The 16,797-nt window shown below is 47.5% G+C and carries 13 protein-coding genes and 1 pseudogene; 9 read left to right on the forward strand and 5 right to left on the reverse strand.

What is annotated here, in order from left to right; translation table 11 throughout:
• Positions 1-89: 89 nt before the first annotated feature.
• On the reverse strand, positions 90-2,102 hold the full coding sequence (locus tag FQ015_RS18255) for a type III effector (protein WP_160524342.1): 2,013 nt from the start codon (positions 2,100-2,102) through the stop codon (positions 90-92).
• Between the two features lie 303 nt (positions 2,103-2,405).
• On the opposite strand from FQ015_RS18255, the gene FQ015_RS18260 reads away from it, so the two are divergent.
• Positions 2,406-4,091, forward strand: coding sequence for a hypothetical protein (locus FQ015_RS18260; protein WP_160524343.1), 1,686 nt, complete (start codon positions 2,406-2,408; stop codon positions 4,089-4,091).
• A gap of 105 nt (positions 4,092-4,196) precedes the next feature.
• On the opposite strand, the gene rhlE is transcribed toward FQ015_RS18260, so the two are convergent.
• A complete protein-coding gene (gene rhlE, locus FQ015_RS18265; protein WP_000007113.1) occupies positions 4,197-5,558 on the reverse strand; it encodes an ATP-dependent RNA helicase RhlE in 1,362 nt (453 codons plus the stop codon).
• 228 nt (positions 5,559-5,786) lie between these two features.
• Here rhlE and cecR point away from each other — a divergent pair, with 228 nt between their 5' ends.
• From cecR to FQ015_RS18290, 5 genes are read left to right on the forward strand one after another with little or no spacing between them, the layout of a single operon-like run.
• Entirely contained in the window at positions 5,787-6,458 is a 672-nt protein-coding gene (cecR, locus tag FQ015_RS18270; protein ID WP_001296991.1) for a DNA-binding transcriptional regulator CecR, read from the forward strand.
• A gap of 2 nt (positions 6,459-6,460) precedes the next feature.
• Positions 6,461-7,456, forward strand: coding sequence for a secretion protein HlyD (gene hlyD, locus FQ015_RS18275; protein WP_001296990.1), 996 nt, complete (start codon positions 6,461-6,463; stop codon positions 7,454-7,456).
• Positions 7,449-9,185, forward strand: a complete 1,737-nt coding sequence (locus tag FQ015_RS18280; RefSeq protein WP_103253286.1) for an ATP-binding cassette domain-containing protein — start codon at positions 7,449-7,451, stop codon at positions 9,183-9,185. Before hlyD ends, FQ015_RS18280 begins: the two co-directional genes overlap by 8 nt.
• On the forward strand, positions 9,178-10,311 hold the full coding sequence (locus tag FQ015_RS18285; protein WP_000070131.1) for an ABC transporter permease: 1,134 nt from the start codon (positions 9,178-9,180) through the stop codon (positions 10,309-10,311). Before FQ015_RS18280 ends, FQ015_RS18285 begins: the two co-directional genes overlap by 8 nt.
• 10 nt (positions 10,312-10,321) lie before the next feature.
• Positions 10,322-11,428 carry an ABC transporter permease gene (locus FQ015_RS18290; RefSeq protein ID WP_000469031.1) on the forward strand — a complete coding sequence of 369 codons (1,107 nt, stop codon included), beginning with the start codon at positions 10,322-10,324 and terminating at the stop codon, positions 11,426-11,428.
• Here the strand turns inward: FQ015_RS18290 and FQ015_RS18295 are convergent.
• Entirely contained in the window at positions 11,390-11,800 is a 411-nt protein-coding gene (locus FQ015_RS18295) for a YbhQ family protein (protein ID WP_000871981.1), read from the reverse strand. The genes FQ015_RS18290 and FQ015_RS18295 overlap by 39 nt on opposite strands.
• 132 nt (positions 11,801-11,932) lie before the next feature.
• Here FQ015_RS18295 and FQ015_RS18300 point away from each other — a divergent pair, with 132 nt between their 5' ends.
• Genes FQ015_RS18300 through FQ015_RS18310 form a run of 3 tightly spaced genes read left to right on the forward strand, consistent with a single transcriptional unit; the run spans position 11,933 to position 14,888 of the window.
• Positions 11,933-12,694 carry an endonuclease/exonuclease/phosphatase family protein gene (locus tag FQ015_RS18300; RefSeq protein WP_032183788.1) on the forward strand — a complete coding sequence of 254 codons (762 nt, stop codon included), beginning with the start codon at positions 11,933-11,935 and terminating at the stop codon, positions 12,692-12,694.
• Positions 12,691-13,932, forward strand: coding sequence for a cardiolipin synthase ClsB (clsB, locus tag FQ015_RS18305; RefSeq protein ID WP_039021607.1), 1,242 nt, complete (start codon positions 12,691-12,693; stop codon positions 13,930-13,932). The genes FQ015_RS18300 and clsB overlap by 4 nt, the downstream gene beginning before the upstream one ends.
• On the forward strand, positions 13,932-14,888 hold the full coding sequence (locus FQ015_RS18310) for a lysylphosphatidylglycerol synthase domain-containing protein (RefSeq protein ID WP_105271728.1): 957 nt from the start codon (positions 13,932-13,934) through the stop codon (positions 14,886-14,888). The genes clsB and FQ015_RS18310 overlap by 1 nt, the downstream gene beginning before the upstream one ends.
• A gap of 247 nt (positions 14,889-15,135) precedes the next feature.
• On the opposite strand, the pseudogene FQ015_RS18315 reads toward FQ015_RS18310, so the two are convergent.
• Positions 15,136-15,848: pseudogene (locus FQ015_RS18315) on the reverse strand (Bax inhibitor-1/YccA family protein).
• A 68-nt stretch (positions 15,849-15,916) separates the two neighbouring features.
• Positions 15,917-16,657 carry a Bax inhibitor-1 family protein gene (locus FQ015_RS18320; RefSeq protein WP_235841532.1) on the reverse strand — a complete coding sequence of 247 codons (741 nt, stop codon included), beginning with the start codon at positions 16,655-16,657 and terminating at the stop codon, positions 15,917-15,919.
• Positions 16,658-16,797: the final 140 nt, after the last annotated feature.

Below are 16,797 nucleotides of genomic sequence, written 5' to 3' on the forward strand. Positions count from 1 at the left end.
CACTTGCCGCCGTCATCGCTTCGCAGGAACCGGTATTGCCCGCCCTGGCCTGAGCCAGGGCCATCAATGCCATTATCCTGTTGGGATCTTTACAGCCATGCGTCTGGCGTCCACTCGGATAAAACTTTAGAAAAACGATATTGTGCGTAGCGGACCATATCACGATATAACGAACTTATACGCAGCTGGTTGGCCTCTTCATTAGACAGATTATTGAAATCAAGCAATACCGCTTTGTATGTATTAAAAGTTTGACTGCTTATCATATTTTCATCTAAAGAGTAAGCTTTAGCCAATAAAGCAAATGCATAACGTTTTAAAATTTTTGACGCATCAGGAATACCGTAAAAGACATTACTGTGAGAAATATTTGCAAATACGGCAGACAGACAGAAAAATATTTTAGACTTATCACTTTCACTGGCCTCTTTGAGATCCAGCATCGTTAATAGATTAGTGTAATGTTTTTCTTTCAAAGTATGCTGTTGCCATTGGTCTGAATCGGTCATCAAAGAGGAAAATAATGATTTAAATTCTGTCGGTTGATTATCCGATTCTGGCACAAAGTCTGTTTTTCGCATTATTGCTGACATAAATACATCACGAATATAACCTTTCAATCCAAGAGCATTGAGAATCAATTGGTGTTTCTTATTTTTCTGCGCATATTCCCATCCTTTTGCAAATAAAGGAAATGCACGCGTACAAATCGTTTCTGGATCATCTCTGACAACTTCATGGGTATCCTGCAAAGATGGATAAATAGAGTAATTATTCCAGATGGTCTTTTTCTTAACTTCTGGCTCAAGCATTGAGATTAACGCCTGGTGCGATAAGTGCATTACTCGCCCAGAGTTATCGGATGATAACAGGATATAACATTTATTATCTTTATCTGACAATCCTTGCAGCTGATTGAAATTCAACTTTATTTCTTCAGTAACGAATTGTTTTATTTCAGGTAATACCTGATAATTGTGATAAAGGTCAAATGCTAAGTTTTTCTCTTCCACACTTCTGTTTTCAAAAAGCAAATCAACAAATTGAATAAATCTATAATTTTCAGAAACCATCAACTCTGGTCTCTTTAAAAAGAGAGCATAGAAAAAGTTTATTATTTCCGCATCGTTACTCAGATTTTTATTTCTGAAGTAGCACAGATACGTATCCAGTACGCGCATAACAAGTTCATGATCGCTATTAAGTGGGGATTTTAATAGTTTTGCTATTATGGACGATGGGAATGCTACCATGTCCCGCAGCGTGAAGAGTTCCATGCCATCAGTTAATTGCGTTAGCAAATCTTTTACTGTTTTTATGTTATCAGTTTTATCATTGAAAGATTCGTCTGCCAGAGACTCTAGTTTTTCTATCATCCCCCCGATTACAAATATATCTTTTTCGCTCTCCACGTCATGATTAGACATATCATCGACGATATCTTTAACTTTACTATCACTTTCATATAGTTTTTCTCTCACAATATTATTAGCGTTTACTGCTGAAGTCGCATCATAATAGGATGGCGGAATAATAACAGAGAATTCGTTAGTGAATATAGAATGATATGCAAGATTATCATCATTCAATTTCTCACCAACGTTAAGCGAATTAATATCCCTCAGAATATGCGTCTCAATCTGACTGTCAAAAAGACTTTTAGAAAAACCACTACCTTCAGTCAGTTCAATTTTCATCCTGAGTATTTTATTTTTGAGGTCAGAAAATGTATTTACATAAGGAATAAAAACATCTGATGAATTATAGTTATTTTTCTTACCATTAATATTATCTATTCTGACGGTGATCCCTTTCTCATCACGATGAATTGCATTATTCATATTTATAGAGATCACATTTTCATGTCTGGATTGCCCGGTTTTAATCGTCATATTGATATCATTTGCGCTGATCTCCGAAATCTCACTGACGAATTTTTTAAATGCATTATAGCGCTGGTGGCCAGCATTAAATTTGCCAAATGAAACATAATATGCGAAGTGTTCAAGGAAACCATGTAATTCCAGTAAATTAACCGGGTCAGAACCATGCACCATATTTAATAACATCGTCGCATAACCATTACATTTTGAACAATCCATACATCGCTCCTTTGCACTTGAATGATCTGCGGATCATAAGCCTGGCAAAATGGGGAATCTTACAGAAATCGCTCATTTTTAACTTTTCGCACAACAAACTCAGGATAACCTGGTTATGAAAGTTTGCTGCTGCACCGCTCTAAACAGACTGGCGATCAATCTTTCTATCAATAAGCAGAAATGAGCGATTTTTGATAGTTAATTTAAATTATTTCATAGTAATACTTTCATAATCTATAGCTTGCACATAATGATTACTTATTATTTTTATCAATTTTAATTTGACGTATTAAAGGAGTTAATATGCGTAATTTGTTTGAGCAGTGGCCATTATTTAAACCTAATACACCAGGCAACTCCAACTATTTCCCTGACAACTTATCCATTACAGATATGGTTTTCTGGTTTGACAATAATGCCAAAAAACTGCTAGATGTTATTAAAAAAACAAAGAACCATGAACAAAAGCAGATGTTCATTCAGCATTTAACATCAACCTTATATAATAATAAGGTATTAAACAACCCTTATCATTTAGAACCGCAAAAAATTTCGAATGAGCAAATAGCCTTACCAATAATTAATATTTTATATGATAATTCTGACGTATTTCATAAAGAAAGTATTTTGTTTTTTTCACAATTATTTATAAAAAATATCAAACTTTTCGATATAAATAGTCCGGAAGATTTAATGATTTTTGATAGCCCCGATGCATCTTCTATTTTTGATACCCAGGGGTACCTCTCGACGTATCATGTTCAGCCAGATTTACTCGATTATAAGAACAAAATAATCATCCTTTTGGTTAAAATTCTTAATCATATTAATGACAAAAATAGCAAATACAACACTGAGGAAAAGAAAGTTTTCTATAACAAGTTATTGGCACCACTACGCCATATAAATAACGACGGAAATAAAATATTGATATTAAATTATCTTATAACGAACATCTTTACCTCCACAAATTCAAATCCTGATAGTTTGCTCTTTGATGCCATACTGGATATTGCACATAACTCTGTTCACAGAGGATATTTAAATCAACATAGTTTAATCAGGCATCGCTGCGTCCAACACGCACTGATTAACATCATCTCAAAACAAACAGACATTGACTTAAAAATAAAATGGATAAAAGATATAGTTTTAGTGTTGAAGTTACAACATGATGATTTATCGAAATGTATCAGCCCACTGATTTTCGCTATTGAATCGATAAAAACAACTAGCATTAGCGATGCGACAATTAAATCCTCTTCACAAATATTAAAATTGCATAATTATATGGAGATGTGTTATACACTTTTTGATAGCTATCCAAATTTAATAACTGAATATAATGACTTATTCACGGATTGTATTTCTATTGTTACACAATACGATCTGAGAGGATATTTCAGCAGACTGTTTGAGATGATAGAGATTACCGACAATGAAACTAAAAAGAATACAACTGCTTTTTTAATTAGCAGAATTGAATCGCGGCATTTATATCAACCTAAAATTGCCGCTCAATCTTTGAAATTGTTATTGAATACAGATATTCCTTATGCATATTCATCATTGCCAACATTACTTAATATTCTACAAAAAACAGTTTATGAACCGGGGCATCTGGAGTTACTCGATAAAGTGTTAAAGTTATGTGCCAAAAATATTCAGGCGTCAGAATTTGACAGTTTATTGGAACTGCTAAAGATATATGGTAATGAAACGACTGCACACTTTATTTTGCTTAGGGAGATAGTCGGATACACTATAGACAATGAAAATAATAAAATCAGGGACAGAATCAAGCTAATACTGAATCACATATCTCATAATACTTTTCCAGATGATGAACAAACACTTTATGCAATAGCATGTTTATTCCAGACTTTCCCAGAATTTGTTTATGAATATCAACCAATGTTATTAACAATAATTCAGATAGCAAGAAGAAATAATTTCATTGCCATTTTAAATACACTAGATAGATCATAAAGCAAATTTATTAAAAACAATAAAATCAGACATGACATGCATGTCTGACCGTGTTACCTGAATAATGGGCAAAAGCCTGTGATACTCTTTTGCCCTTACATGGTATTACTGCGCAGCGGCAGGTTTACGCGGACGGCGACGGCGTTGTTGCTCGCCTGCCGGTTTGGCATCGCCGAGACGACGAGATGGTTTTTCTGCAGGCTTCGCGCTCGCAGATTTTGCGCCACCTTCAGCGCGGCGTGGTTGCTGTTGACCGCGACCACCGCCTTGTCCACGACCGCCGCCACGTTGCTGGCGACCATTCTGTATCGGTTCGGCCTTGATTGACGGGTCCGGCTCATAACCCGGAATCGCAATGCGTGGAATCTCTTTTTTCAGCAGTTTTTCGATATCACGCAGAAGTTTGTGTTCATCAACACACACCAGCGACAACGCTTCACCGGTAGCTGCCGCGCGACCGGTACGCCCGATACGGTGAACATAATCTTCCGGTACGTTTGGCAGCTCGTAGTTGACGACGTGCGGCAACTCTTCGATATCCAGACCGCGTGCAGCGATGTCAGTTGCCACCAGAACACGAATATCGCCCGATTTAAAATCGGCCAGTGCACGAGTACGCGCACCTTGCGATTTATTACCGTGGATCGCCGCACTGCGGATACCATCTTTATTGAGCTGTTCAGCCAGATGGTTAGCACCGTGTTTGGTACGGGTAAACACCAGCACCTGCTGCCAGTTCCCTTTACCAATCATGTGCGACAGTAATTCGCGTTTACGTTTCTTATCGACAAAGTGAACGTGCTGGGTCACCTGATCAGACGCGGTATTGCGGCGTGCCACTTCAATTTCCAGCGGGTTGTGCAACAGTTTTTCCGCCAGAGCTTTAATATCGTCAGAGAAGGTCGCGGAGAACAACAGGTTCTGGCGCTTCGCTGGCAGTTTTGTTAACACGCGACGGATATCGTGGATAAAGCCCATGTCGAGCATACGGTCAGCTTCATCGAGGACGAGAATTTCAACCTGATCCAGCTTCACTGCATTCTGATGTTCCAGGTCCAGCAAACGCCCCGGCGTTGCCACCAGCACATCAACGCCACCGCGCAGCTTCATCATCTGCGGGTTAATGCTGACGCCGCCAAACACCACCAGCGAACGAATATTCAGGTATTTGCTGTAATCACGGACGTTTTCGCCAATCTGTGCAGCCAGTTCACGGGTTGGGGTAAGAATGAGCGCACGTACCGGACGACGCCCTTTGGCGTGCGGCTGGCGAGTGATCAGGTGTTGCAACAGCGGCAGCGTAAAGCCCGCTGTTTTGCCGGTACCGGTCTGGGCACTGGCCATCAGGTCGCGGCCTTCCAGCACCGCAGGGATCGCCTGCTGCTGAATAGGGGTGGGTTCACGGTAACCCTGCTCGGCAACGGCGCGCAGGATATCAGGGCTTAACCCCAAAGAATCGAAAGACATAACTACTCCGAACCGCCCCGACCGTTACCGGTGTAGTTTTCAGGGAGATACTGAAAAGGAAAATGACAAAAACCACAATGTCATGAGGGGGCGGAGTGTAGCAGTTTTTGTGACACAGCGCATAAATTATCCCTGTGACTGGCGTAGCTAAAATTCTTAGCCATACTGGACAACTCCCATATGGAGTCATAATCTTAATCAATCATTTGATTAAGAATGGACTGTGCGATGAATAATCCAGCCATGACAATCAAGGGTGAACAGGCGAAAAAACAGCTGATTGCTGCCGCACTGGCGCAGTTTGGTGAATATGGAATGAACGCCACCACCCGCGAGATAGCCGCCCAGGCCGGGCAGAATATCGCTGCCATCACCTACTACTTCGGTTCGAAAGAAGATTTGTATCTCGCCTGCGCCCAGTGGATTGCCGATTTTATTGGCGAGCAGTTCCGTCCGCACGCTGAAGAAGCCGAACGCTTGTTCGCACAACCACAGCCGGATCGCGCAGCTATTCGTGAACTGATCCTTCGCGCCTGCAGGAACATGATTAAGCTGCTCACCCAGGATGACACCGTCAACCTCAGCAAGTTTATCTCCCGTGAGCAACTCTCTCCTACGGCAGCCTACCACCTGGTGCATGAACAGGTGATTAGCCCGCTACACAGCCACCTTACACGCCTGATTGCCGCCTGGACCGGCTGCGACGCCAACGACACCCGCATGATCCTCCATACCCATGCGTTGATTGGTGAGATTCTGGCGTTTCGTCTTGGCAAAGAAACTATTTTGTTACGTACCGGCTGGACCGCGTTCGATGAAGAAAAGACCGAACTGATCAACCAGACGGTGACCTGTCATATCGACCTGATTTTGCAAGGATTATCGCAAAGGAGTTTGTAGTGATGAAAAAACCTGTCGTGATCGGACTGGCGGTAGTGGTACTTGCCGCCGTGGTTGCCGGAGGCTACTGGTGGTATCAAAGCCGCCAGGATAACGGCCTGACGCTGTATGGCAACGTGGATATTCGCACCGTGAATCTTAGCTTCCGTGTCGGTGGTCGCGTTGAATCGCTGGCCGTAGACGAAGGTGATGCGATTAAAGCGGGCCAGGTGCTGGGTGAACTGGATCATAAGCCGTATGAAATTGCCCTGATGCAGGCAAAAGCGGGTGTTTCGGTGGCACAGGCGCAGTATGACCTGATGCTTGCCGGGTATCGCGATGAAGAAATCGCTCAGGCCGCCGCCGCCGTAAAACAGGCGCAGGCCGCATATGACTATGCGCAGAACTTCTACAACCGCCAGCAAGGGTTGTGGAAAAGTCGCACTATTTCGGCAAACGACCTGGAAAATGCCCGCTCCTCGCGCGACCAGGCGCAGGCAACGCTGAAATCAGCACAGGATAAATTGCGTCAGTATCGCTCCGGTAATCGTGAACAGGACATCGCCCAGGCGAAAGCCAGTCTCGAACAGGCGCAGGCGCAACTGGCGCAGGCGGAGCTGAATTTACAGGACTCAACGTTAATAGCACCGTCTGATGGCACGCTGTTAACCCGCGCGGTAGAGCCTGGCACGGTGCTCAATGAAGGTGGCACAGTCTTTACCGTCTCACTGACACGTCCGGTGTGGGTGCGCGCTTATGTTGATGAACGTAATCTCGACCAGGCCCAGCCGGGGCGCAAAGTGCTGCTTTATACCGACGGTCGCCCGGACAAGCCGTATCACGGGCAGATTGGTTTCGTTTCACCGACTGCTGAATTTACCCCAAAAACCGTCGAAACGCCGGATCTGCGTACCGACCTCGTCTATCGCCTGCGTATTGTGGTGACCGACGCCGATGATGCCTTACGCCAGGGAATGCCAGTGACGGTGCAATTCGGTAACGAGGCAGGACATGAATGATGCCGTTATTACGCTGAACGGTCTGGAAAAACGCTTTCCGGGCATGGACAAGCCCGCCGTCGCGCCGCTCGACTGTACCATTCATGCTGGTTATGTAACGGGGCTGGTGGGGCCGGATGGCGCAGGTAAAACCACACTGATGCGGATGCTGGCGGGATTACTGAAACCCGATAGCGGCAGCGCCACGGTGATTGGCTTTGATCCGATCAAAAACGACGGCGCGCTGCACGCCGTTCTCGGCTATATGCCGCAGAAATTCGGCCTGTATGAAGATCTCACGGTGATGGAGAACCTCAATCTGTACGCGGATTTGCGCAGCGTCACTGGCGAGGCACGTAAGCAGACTTTTGCTCGCCTGCTGGAGTTTACGTCTCTCGGTCCGTTTACCGGACGCCTGGCGGGCAAGCTCTCTGGTGGGATGAAGCAAAAACTCGGCCTGGCCTGTACGCTGGTGGGCGAACCGAAAGTGTTGCTGCTCGATGAACCTGGCGTCGGCGTTGACCCTATCTCACGCCGCGAATTGTGGCAGATGGTGCATGAGCTGGCAGGCGAAGGGATGTTAATCCTCTGGAGTACCTCGTATCTTGACGAAGCCGAACAGTGCCGTGACGTGTTACTGATGAACGAAGGCGAGTTGCTGTATCAGGGAGAACCGACGGCCCTGACGCAAACCATGGCCGGACGTAGCTTTCTGATGACCAGCCCGCACGAGGGCAACCGCAAATTGTTGCAACGCGCCTTGAAACTGCCACAGGTGAGCGACGGCATGATTCAGGGGAAATCGGTACGTCTGATCCTCAAAAAAGAGGCCACACCAGACGATATTCGCCACGCCGACGGGATGCCAGAAATCGACATCAGCCAAACCACGCCCCGCTTTGAAGATGCGTTTATTGATTTGCTGGGCGGAGCTGGAACCTCGGAATCACCGCTGGGCGCAATATTGCATACGGTGGAAGGTACACCTGGCGAGACGGTGATCGAAGCGAAAGAGCTGACCAAAAAGTTTGGCGATTTTGCCGCCACCGATCACGTCAACTTTGCCGTCAAACGCGGTGAAATCTTTGGTTTGCTCGGGCCAAACGGCGCAGGGAAATCGACCACCTTTAAGATGATGTGCGGCTTGTTGGTACCGACCTCTGGCCAGGCGCTGGTGCTGGGTATGGATCTGAAAGAGAGTTCTGGCAAAGCGCGCCAGCATCTCGGCTATATGGCGCAAAAGTTTTCGCTCTATGGCAACCTGACGGTCGAACAGAATTTACGCTTTTTTTCTGGTGTGTATGGCTTACGCGGGCGGGCGCAGAACGAAAAAATCGCCCGTATGAGTGAGGCGTTCGGCCTGAAAAGTATCGCTTCCCACGCGACCGATGAACTGCCCTTAGGTTTTAAACAGCGTCTGGCGCTGGCCTGTTCGCTGATGCATGAACCGGACATTCTGTTTCTCGATGAACCGACGTCCGGCGTTGATCCCCTCACCCGCCGTGAATTTTGGTTGCATATCAACAGCATGGTAGAGAAAGGCGTCACGGTAATGGTCACCACCCACTTTATGGATGAAGCAGAATATTGTGACCGCATCGGCCTGGTGTATCGTGGGAAATTAATCGCCAGCGGCACGCCAGATGATTTGAAAGCGCAGTCGGCCAACGACGAGCAACCCGATCCCACAATGGAGCAGGCCTTTATTCAGTTGATCCACGACTGGGATAAGGAGCATGGCAATGAGTAATCCGATCCTGTCCTGGCGTCGCGTGCGGGCGCTGTGCGTCAAAGAGACACGGCAGATCGTTCGCGATCCGAGTAGCTGGCTGATTGCAGTGGTGATCCCACTGTTGCTGCTGTTTATATTTGGCTACGGCATTAACCTCGACTCCAGCAAGCTGCGGGTTGGGATTTTGCTGGAACAGCGTAGCGAAGCGGCGCTGGATTTCACCCATACCATGACCGGTTCGCCCTACATCGACGCCACCATCAGCGATAACCGTCAGGAATTAATCGCCAAAATGCAGGCGGGAAAAATTCGTGGCCTGGTGGTGATTCCGGTGGATTTCGCCGAACAGATGGAGCGCGCCAACGCTACCGCGCCGATTCAGGTGATCACCGACGGCAGTGAGCCGAATACCGCTAACTTTGTGCAAGGTTATGTCGAAGGGATCTGGCAGATCTGGCAAATGCAGCGGGCAGAGGACAACGGGCAGACTTTTGAACCACTTATCGACGTCCAGACTCGCTACTGGTTTAACCCGGCGGCGATTAGCCAGCACTTTATTATCCCCGGTGCGGTAACCATCATCATGACGGTTATCGGCGCGATTCTCACCTCGCTGGTGGTGGCGCGGGAGTGGGAACGCGGCACCATGGAGGCGTTACTCTCTACGGAGATAACCCGCACGGAACTGTTGCTGTGTAAGCTGATCCCTTATTACTTCCTCGGGATGCTGGCGATGCTGCTGTGTATGCTGGTGTCGGTGTTTATTCTCGGCGTGCCGTATCGCGGGTCACTGCTGATTCTGTTTTTTATCTCCAGCCTGTTTTTACTCAGTACCCTGGGGATGGGGCTACTAATTTCTACGATTACCCGCAACCAGTTCAATGCCGCTCAGGTCGCCCTGAACGCCGCGTTTCTGCCGTCGATTATGCTTTCCGGCTTTATTTTTCAGATCGACAGTATGCCCGCGGTGATCCGCGCGGTGACGTACATTATTCCCGCACGTTATTTCGTCAGCACCCTGCAAAGCCTGTTCCTCGCCGGGAATATTCCAGTGGTGCTGGTGGTGAACGTGCTGTTTTTGATCGCTTCGGCGGTGATGTTTATCGGCCTGACGTGGCTAAAAACCAAACGTCGGCTGGATTAGGGAGAAGAGCATGTTTCATCGCTTATGGACGTTAATCCGCAAAGAGTTGCAGTCGCTGCTGCGCGAACCGCAAACCCGCGCGATTCTGATTTTGCCCGTGCTGATTCAGGTGATCCTGTTCCCGTTCGCCGCCACGCTGGAAGTGACTAACGCCACCATCGCCATCTACGATGAAGATAACGGCGAACATTCGGTAGAACTTACTCAACGTTTTGCCCGCGCCAGCGCCTTTACCCACGTGCTGCTGCTGAAAAGCCCACAGGAGATCCGCCCAACCATCGACACGCAAAAGGCGTTATTGTTGGTGCGTTTCCCGGCTGATTTCTCACGCAAATTGGATACCTTCCAGACCGCGCCATTGCAGTTGATCCTCGACGGACGCAACTCCAACAGTGCGCAAATTGCCGCCAACTACCTGCAACAGATCGTCAAAAATTATCAGCAGGAGCTGCTGGAAGGAAAACCGAAACCTAACAACAGCGAGCTGGTGGTACGCAACTGGTATAACCCGAATCTCGACTACAAATGGTTTGTGGTGCCGTCGCTGATCGCCATGATCACCACTATCGGCGTAATGATCGTCACTTCACTTTCCGTCGCCCGCGAACGTGAACAGGGTACGCTCGATCAGTTACTGGTTTCTCCCCTCACCACCTGGCAGATATTCATCGGCAAAGCCGTACCGGCATTAATTGTCGCCACCTTCCAGGCCACCATTGTGCTGGCGATTGGTATCTGGGCGTATCAAATCCCCTTCGCCGGATCGCTGGCGCTATTCTACTTTACGATGGTGATTTACGGTTTATCGCTGGTGGGATTCGGTCTGTTGATTTCGTCACTCTGTTCAACGCAACAGCAGGCGTTTATCGGCGTGTTTGTCTTTATGATGCCCGCCATTCTCCTTTCCGGTTACGTTTCGCCAGTGGAAAACATGCCAGTATGGCTGCAAAACCTGACGTGGATTAACCCTATTCGCCACTTTACGGACATTACCAAGCAGATTTATTTGAAGGATGCGAGTCTGGATATTGTGTGGAATAGTTTGTGGCCGCTACTGGTGATAACGGCCACGACAGGGTCAGCGGCGTACGCGATGTTTAGACGCAAGGTGATGTAACTTCTTATCTTTCGCCAGCAAAGACACTACCGCCGGGCCAGCAAGGATTGCCAGCCCTGCAATTGCCAGCAAAAAGTTGTTTTCCAGTACGCGGGACAACAGCCACAGCACAATCAGCGCTGCGCCAAAATACCAGGTCGTAGTCAGCTCTTCCAGCACGTCTGCCACCTCACGCCAGCGTTGCTCGGGGTGGCGCTGAAACACCAGCATCATCACTACCGTGACACAATACAGTGCGCATAATCCCACGCCGACGTGAACCAGAGTCTTACTCATCCAGCCCACCACCAGCAGCGCCACTACCAGTAAATGCAACATAATCTGCCAGCAACTTAGACCCGTTGCGACACGAACACGTTGTTGCCACTTCATGGCTTCTCTCCTGAAGAATTTATCTCTACTTACTCAGAGTACCGAACTTTACGGAAAATTCCGTAAGACCGCACCTTTTTGTGACGCCGACTACACTATTTCAATGAGATAAGAGGCAAAGACAGGAAAATTATGCCCGATCAAACACAACAATTTTCGTTCAAGGTGCTCACCATCAACATTCACAAAGGCTTTACCGCGTTTAACCGACGCTTCATTTTGCCGGAACTTCGCGACGCCGTGCGTACCGTCAGTGCCGATATTGTTTGCCTGCAAGAAGTGATGGGTGCGCACGAAGTTCATCCGCTGCATGTGGAAAACTGGCCCGATACCTCGCACTACGAGTTTCTCGCCGACACTATGTGGAGCGATTTTGCCTACGGTCGCAATGCGGTGTACCCGGAAGGGCATCATGGAAACGCCGTACTGTCACGCTATCCCATTGAACATTATGAGAATCGTGATGTTTCAATCGATGGTGCGGAAAAGCGCGGCGTGCTCTACTGCCGTATTGTGCCGCCGATGACCGGGAAAGCGATTCATGTGATGTGCGTACATCTGGGCCTGCGTGAAGCGCACCGTCAGGCGCAGCTTGCGATGCTCGCTGAATGGGTGAATGAGCTGCCGGACGGCGAACCGGTATTAGTGGCGGGTGATTTCAACGACTGGCGGCAAAAAGCCAATCATCCCTTAAAAGTGCAGGCCGGGCTGGATGAGATATTTACCCGCGCCCACGGACGCCCGGCGCGTACGTTTCCGGTGCAATTTCCTCTACTACGACTGGACAGGATCTACATCAAAAATGCCAGCGCCAGCGCGCCAACCGCGTTGCCGCTGCGGACATGGCGACACCTTTCTGATCATGCCCCTTTAAGTGCGGAGATTCATTTATGAAATGTAGCTGGCGCGAAGGCAATAAGATCCAGTTGCTGGAAAACGGCGAGCAATATTATCCCGCGGTGTTTAAGGCGATTGGCGAGGCGCAAGAACGCATCATCCTTGAAACGTTTATCTGGTTTGAGGATGACGTCGGCAAACAGCTGCATGCGGCGCTACTGTCAGCAGCGCAACGCGGGGTAAAAGCGGAAGTCTTGCTGGATGGCTACGGTTCACCGGATCTCAGCGATGAGTTTGTCAATGAACTGACGGCAGCTGGCGTGGTGTTCCGCTACTACGATCCCCGCCCTCGCCTTTTTGGTATGCGCACCAATGTGTTTCGCCGGATGCATCGCAAAATTGTGGTGATCGACGCACGTATCGCCTTTATTGGTGGGCTGAATTACTCCGCCGAGCATATGTCCAGCTACGGTCCAGAGGCTAAACAGGATTACGCAGTGCGCCTTGAAGGGCCGATTGTCGAAGATATTCTCCAGTTTGAACTGGAAAACCTGCCAGGACACAGCGCAGCACGACGCTGGTGGCGACGTCATCACAAAGCGGAAGAAAACCGCCAGCCGGGAGAAGCGCAGGTATTATTAGTTTGGCGCGATAACGAAGAACATCGCGATGATATCGAACGCCACTATCTGAAAATGCTCACTCAGGCGCGTCGGGAAGTGATTATCGCCAACGCCTACTTCTTTCCTGGCTATCGATTTTTGCACGCCTTACGTAAAGCGGCACGGCGCGGGGTGCGGATCAAACTGATCATTCAGGGCGAACCGGATATGCCCATTGTCAGAGTCGGCGCGCGTTTACTGTACAACTATCTGGTTAAAGGCGGCGTTCAGGTATTTGAGTACCGCCGTCGCCCGCTCCACGGTAAAGTGGCATTGATGGACGATCACTGGGCGACGGTAGGGTCCAGTAATCTCGATCCGCTCAGTTTGTCGCTAAATCTCGAAGCAAACGTCATCATTCACGATCGTAATTTTAACCAGACGCTACGCGATAATCTGAACGGCATCATCGCTGCCGACTGTCAACAAGTGGATGAATCCATGCTGCCGAAACGCACCTGGTGGAACCTGACCAAAAGCGTGCTGGCATTCCATTTTTTGCGCCACTTCCCGGCGCTGGTGGGCTGGCTTCCGGCGCACACGCCGCGTCTGGCGCAAGTTGATCCCCCCGCACAACCGACGATGGAAACTCAGGATCGGATAGAAACTGAAAATACGGGGGTGAAACCCTGATGAGTAAATCACGCCCGCGCTGGCGCTTAGCAAAGAAGATCCTCACCTGGCTGTTTTTTATCGCAGTGATTGTGTTGCTGGTGATCTACGCCAAAAAGGTAGACTGGGAAGAGGTCTGGAAGGTCATCCGCGATTACAATCGCGTTGCGTTGCTCAGTGCGATTGGGCTGGTGGTCGTCAGCTATCTGATATATGGCTGCTATGATCTGCTCGCCCGCTTCTACTGCGGTCATAAACTGGCAAAGCGCCAGGTGATGCTGGTGTCGTTTATCTGCTACGCCTTCAACCTGACGCTCAGTACCTGGGTCGGCGGCATTGGTATGCGCTATCGTTTGTACTCCCGGCTAGGGTTACCGGGCAGCACTATTACGCGGATTTTCTCGCTCAGTATTACCACCAACTGGCTGGGCTATATTTTGCTGGCCGGGATTATCTTTACCGCAGGCGTGGTGGAGCTGCCGGATCACTGGTATGTCGATCAAACTACGCTGCGTATTCTCGGCATCGGCTTACTGCTGATTATCGCGGTTTATTTGTGGTTTTGCGCTTTCGCGAAGCACCGCCATATGACCATCAAAGGGCAAAAGCTGGTGCTGCCTTCATGGAAATTCGCCCTCGCCCAGATGCTGATTTCCAGCGTTAACTGGATGGTAATGGGAGCGATTATCTGGCTGTTGCTGGGTCAAAACGTGAACTATTTCTTTGTACTGGGCGTATTACTGGTAAGCAGTATTGCCGGGGTAATTGTGCATATTCCGGCGGGAATTGGTGTACTGGAAGCGGTGTTTATCGCGCTACTGGCTGGGGAGCATACCTCCAAAGGCACAATTATCGCCGCCCTGCTCGCTTACCGTGTGCTGTATTACTTTATCCCGCTGCTGCTGGCGCTGATCTGTTACCTGTTGCTGGAAAGCCAGGCGAAGAAGCTACGAGCGAAAAATGAAGCGGTAATGTGAAGTTCAGTTAAATTCTTTTGGTTTGTGCAGATTGTTAGCAAAGTGCTATTTATTCATGGCGGATGCGGCGTGAACGCCTTATCCGCCCTACAAAACCGGACTAAGTTAATAGTTTACAATTCCAGTCAGTACCAGCTAAGCATAATGGATCAGCCTCATTACATTTCTTCAGGATTTTATTCATGAGGTTATATAAAAACGATTAACACGCATTTTCCAAAAAGAGAAACTTATCTATTTTTTACGGCTAATGAAAAAACCGCGTATGCCTTTGCCAGACAAGCGTTATCGCTATTGCTGCAAGTATCCCAAAGAAGCCGATAAAATAGTAATAGAGTGTTAATGCACCTGTAACAGCGCAACGAACCGGACTCCACAACTCTTCGCTATGGCATTTTCCTGCCAGTTCAAGGAGCTTATTTCGTCCATGCGAGATAATGCCTGACCATAACACAATCATTAAGCAACTTATTACCCAAACAGGCCGTTCACTCATTATGCGGTATTTACGCTGATCACCAGAGTCAACCCTGTCAACGTCATCATAATGATGAAACGGTGAGAACCAGGATCAACATTAAATAATAAACCGGCCTGCATACTGATTAAAAACATCGCGCCCGCAGTGCTGAACACAAGGATAATGGCAGATACAGGAGCTAAACTAGCAACGACAATCGCCACCAAAGAGATTAAAAACAGATACATTACGCCTGCGATGGCGGCATTTATCTTGTTGATATCTTTACTTAAGCCATACATACAAAGTAATAATAATCCTATGACAACATACATTAGTGGTGAATCATATTTGGTTGCCGTAATTTCGAGATAATTAGCTATCCAGGCCAGTCCTGCGGTTGCCGCCAAACCTAAAGCGGTAATGAGCCATATGCCGTTTAATATCCTGGCCTCGTACTGAAAATCATTAGTTATGTTTTTTGATGAGTACGATTTCATTATTTTTATATCCTTAAGTTGAAAATCAATATCTATTGCAATTAACGCAAAAAACTCATCAATTCACGCTACCACACTAAACCATTAATAAAGTCAAGAACCGTTACAGCAAGTCTAAAAAGGACGCTTAGGATACTGAAATAGAGTGTTATTGCCCCTGCAACAATACAGCGAAGAACACCTGAAAATTCAGAGTTGTCGGCAACACGGATCAAATCTTCCAGTGTTGTTGCTTCACAGGCAGCCGTAACGCCCCAGATAACGACAGTCAAAATACTCGCTAACCATACGGAAAAACTGCTGGTAAGAATCAGGTTAACAACAAAAGCAATACTCAAACCACAGAAGATATATAAACATAACTGTCTAACTGGTGGGATAACCCTATTAATACAACAGCATATTAGCGCCATAGCGGCAAACATCCCTCCCGTAATCCCCATTACCCTCGCTATGCTCGAAAAGGTAAAAAGTCTGGAGAAGAGAAAGCCATTAAGCAGGATTATTAGCAGATAGACCAGACATGCGCCTGATGCCTCGAGCCTTTTCAGGGCATCGTTTAACCAGAAACCAATTATTATCAGCGCAGATAAAGCGAAGACAAACGCGCCTGGAGATTCTAGTGAAGCAACCCAATGCAAGTGCTGAAATATCCAGGCACAGCCTGCCGTAGCCCATACTCCAGCAGCTGTTAACCACCAAATGAGGAACAGCATTTTGCTGAGCGAAGCGCTTTTTTGCTGTAATTGAGTAGCAGTGGATCGTCTGTTCAATTGCGTTATCTGCCCCTGAAATTGCGTAGTGGACATAGTCTGGCATTTGCAGCGACTGAGTTCTCATGTAAATGAGCGGAATAGTCTTTATAAAATCCGAATAAATATCCTCCGGCATAGCCGGAGGTTTTTCAAATGCGCCTGTAAGGCTCTGTTACCAGCCGCGCCCTAACAGG

It is taken from the genome of Escherichia sp. HH26CH, assembly GCF_009820205.1.
GTDB lineage: Bacteria > Pseudomonadota > Gammaproteobacteria > Enterobacterales > Enterobacteriaceae > Escherichia > Escherichia coli_F.

What these genes read in the sequence shown, in the direction of transcription:
- FQ015_RS18255 (WP_160524342.1), bottom strand. Translation starts at nt 2,102, where the DNA reads ATGGATTGTTCAAAATGTAATGGTTATGCGACGATGTTATTAAATATG.
- FQ015_RS18260 (WP_160524343.1), top strand. Translation starts at nt 2,406, where the DNA reads ATGCGTAATTTGTTTGAGCAGTGGCCATTATTTAAACCTAATACACCA.
- rhlE (WP_000007113.1), bottom strand. Translation starts at nt 5,558, where the DNA reads ATGTCTTTCGATTCTTTGGGGTTAAGCCCTGATATCCTGCGCGCCGTT.
- cecR (WP_001296991.1), top strand. Translation starts at nt 5,787, where the DNA reads ATGAATAATCCAGCCATGACAATCAAGGGTGAACAGGCGAAAAAACAG.
- hlyD (WP_001296990.1), top strand. Translation starts at nt 6,461, where the DNA reads ATGAAAAAACCTGTCGTGATCGGACTGGCGGTAGTGGTACTTGCCGCC.
- FQ015_RS18280 (WP_103253286.1), top strand. Translation starts at nt 7,449, where the DNA reads ATGAATGATGCCGTTATTACGCTGAACGGTCTGGAAAAACGCTTTCCG.
- FQ015_RS18285 (WP_000070131.1), top strand. Translation starts at nt 9,178, where the DNA reads ATGAGTAATCCGATCCTGTCCTGGCGTCGCGTGCGGGCGCTGTGCGTC.
- FQ015_RS18290 (WP_000469031.1), top strand. Translation starts at nt 10,322, where the DNA reads ATGTTTCATCGCTTATGGACGTTAATCCGCAAAGAGTTGCAGTCGCTG.
- FQ015_RS18295 (WP_000871981.1), bottom strand. Translation starts at nt 11,800, where the DNA reads ATGAAGTGGCAACAACGTGTTCGTGTCGCAACGGGTCTAAGTTGCTGG.
- FQ015_RS18300 (WP_032183788.1), top strand. Translation starts at nt 11,933, where the DNA reads ATGCCCGATCAAACACAACAATTTTCGTTCAAGGTGCTCACCATCAAC.
- clsB (WP_039021607.1), top strand. Translation starts at nt 12,691, where the DNA reads ATGAAATGTAGCTGGCGCGAAGGCAATAAGATCCAGTTGCTGGAAAAC.
- FQ015_RS18310 (WP_105271728.1), top strand. Translation starts at nt 13,932, where the DNA reads ATGAGTAAATCACGCCCGCGCTGGCGCTTAGCAAAGAAGATCCTCACC.
- FQ015_RS18320 (WP_235841532.1), bottom strand. Translation starts at nt 16,657, where the DNA reads ATGTCCACTACGCAATTTCAGGGGCAGATAACGCAATTGAACAGACGA.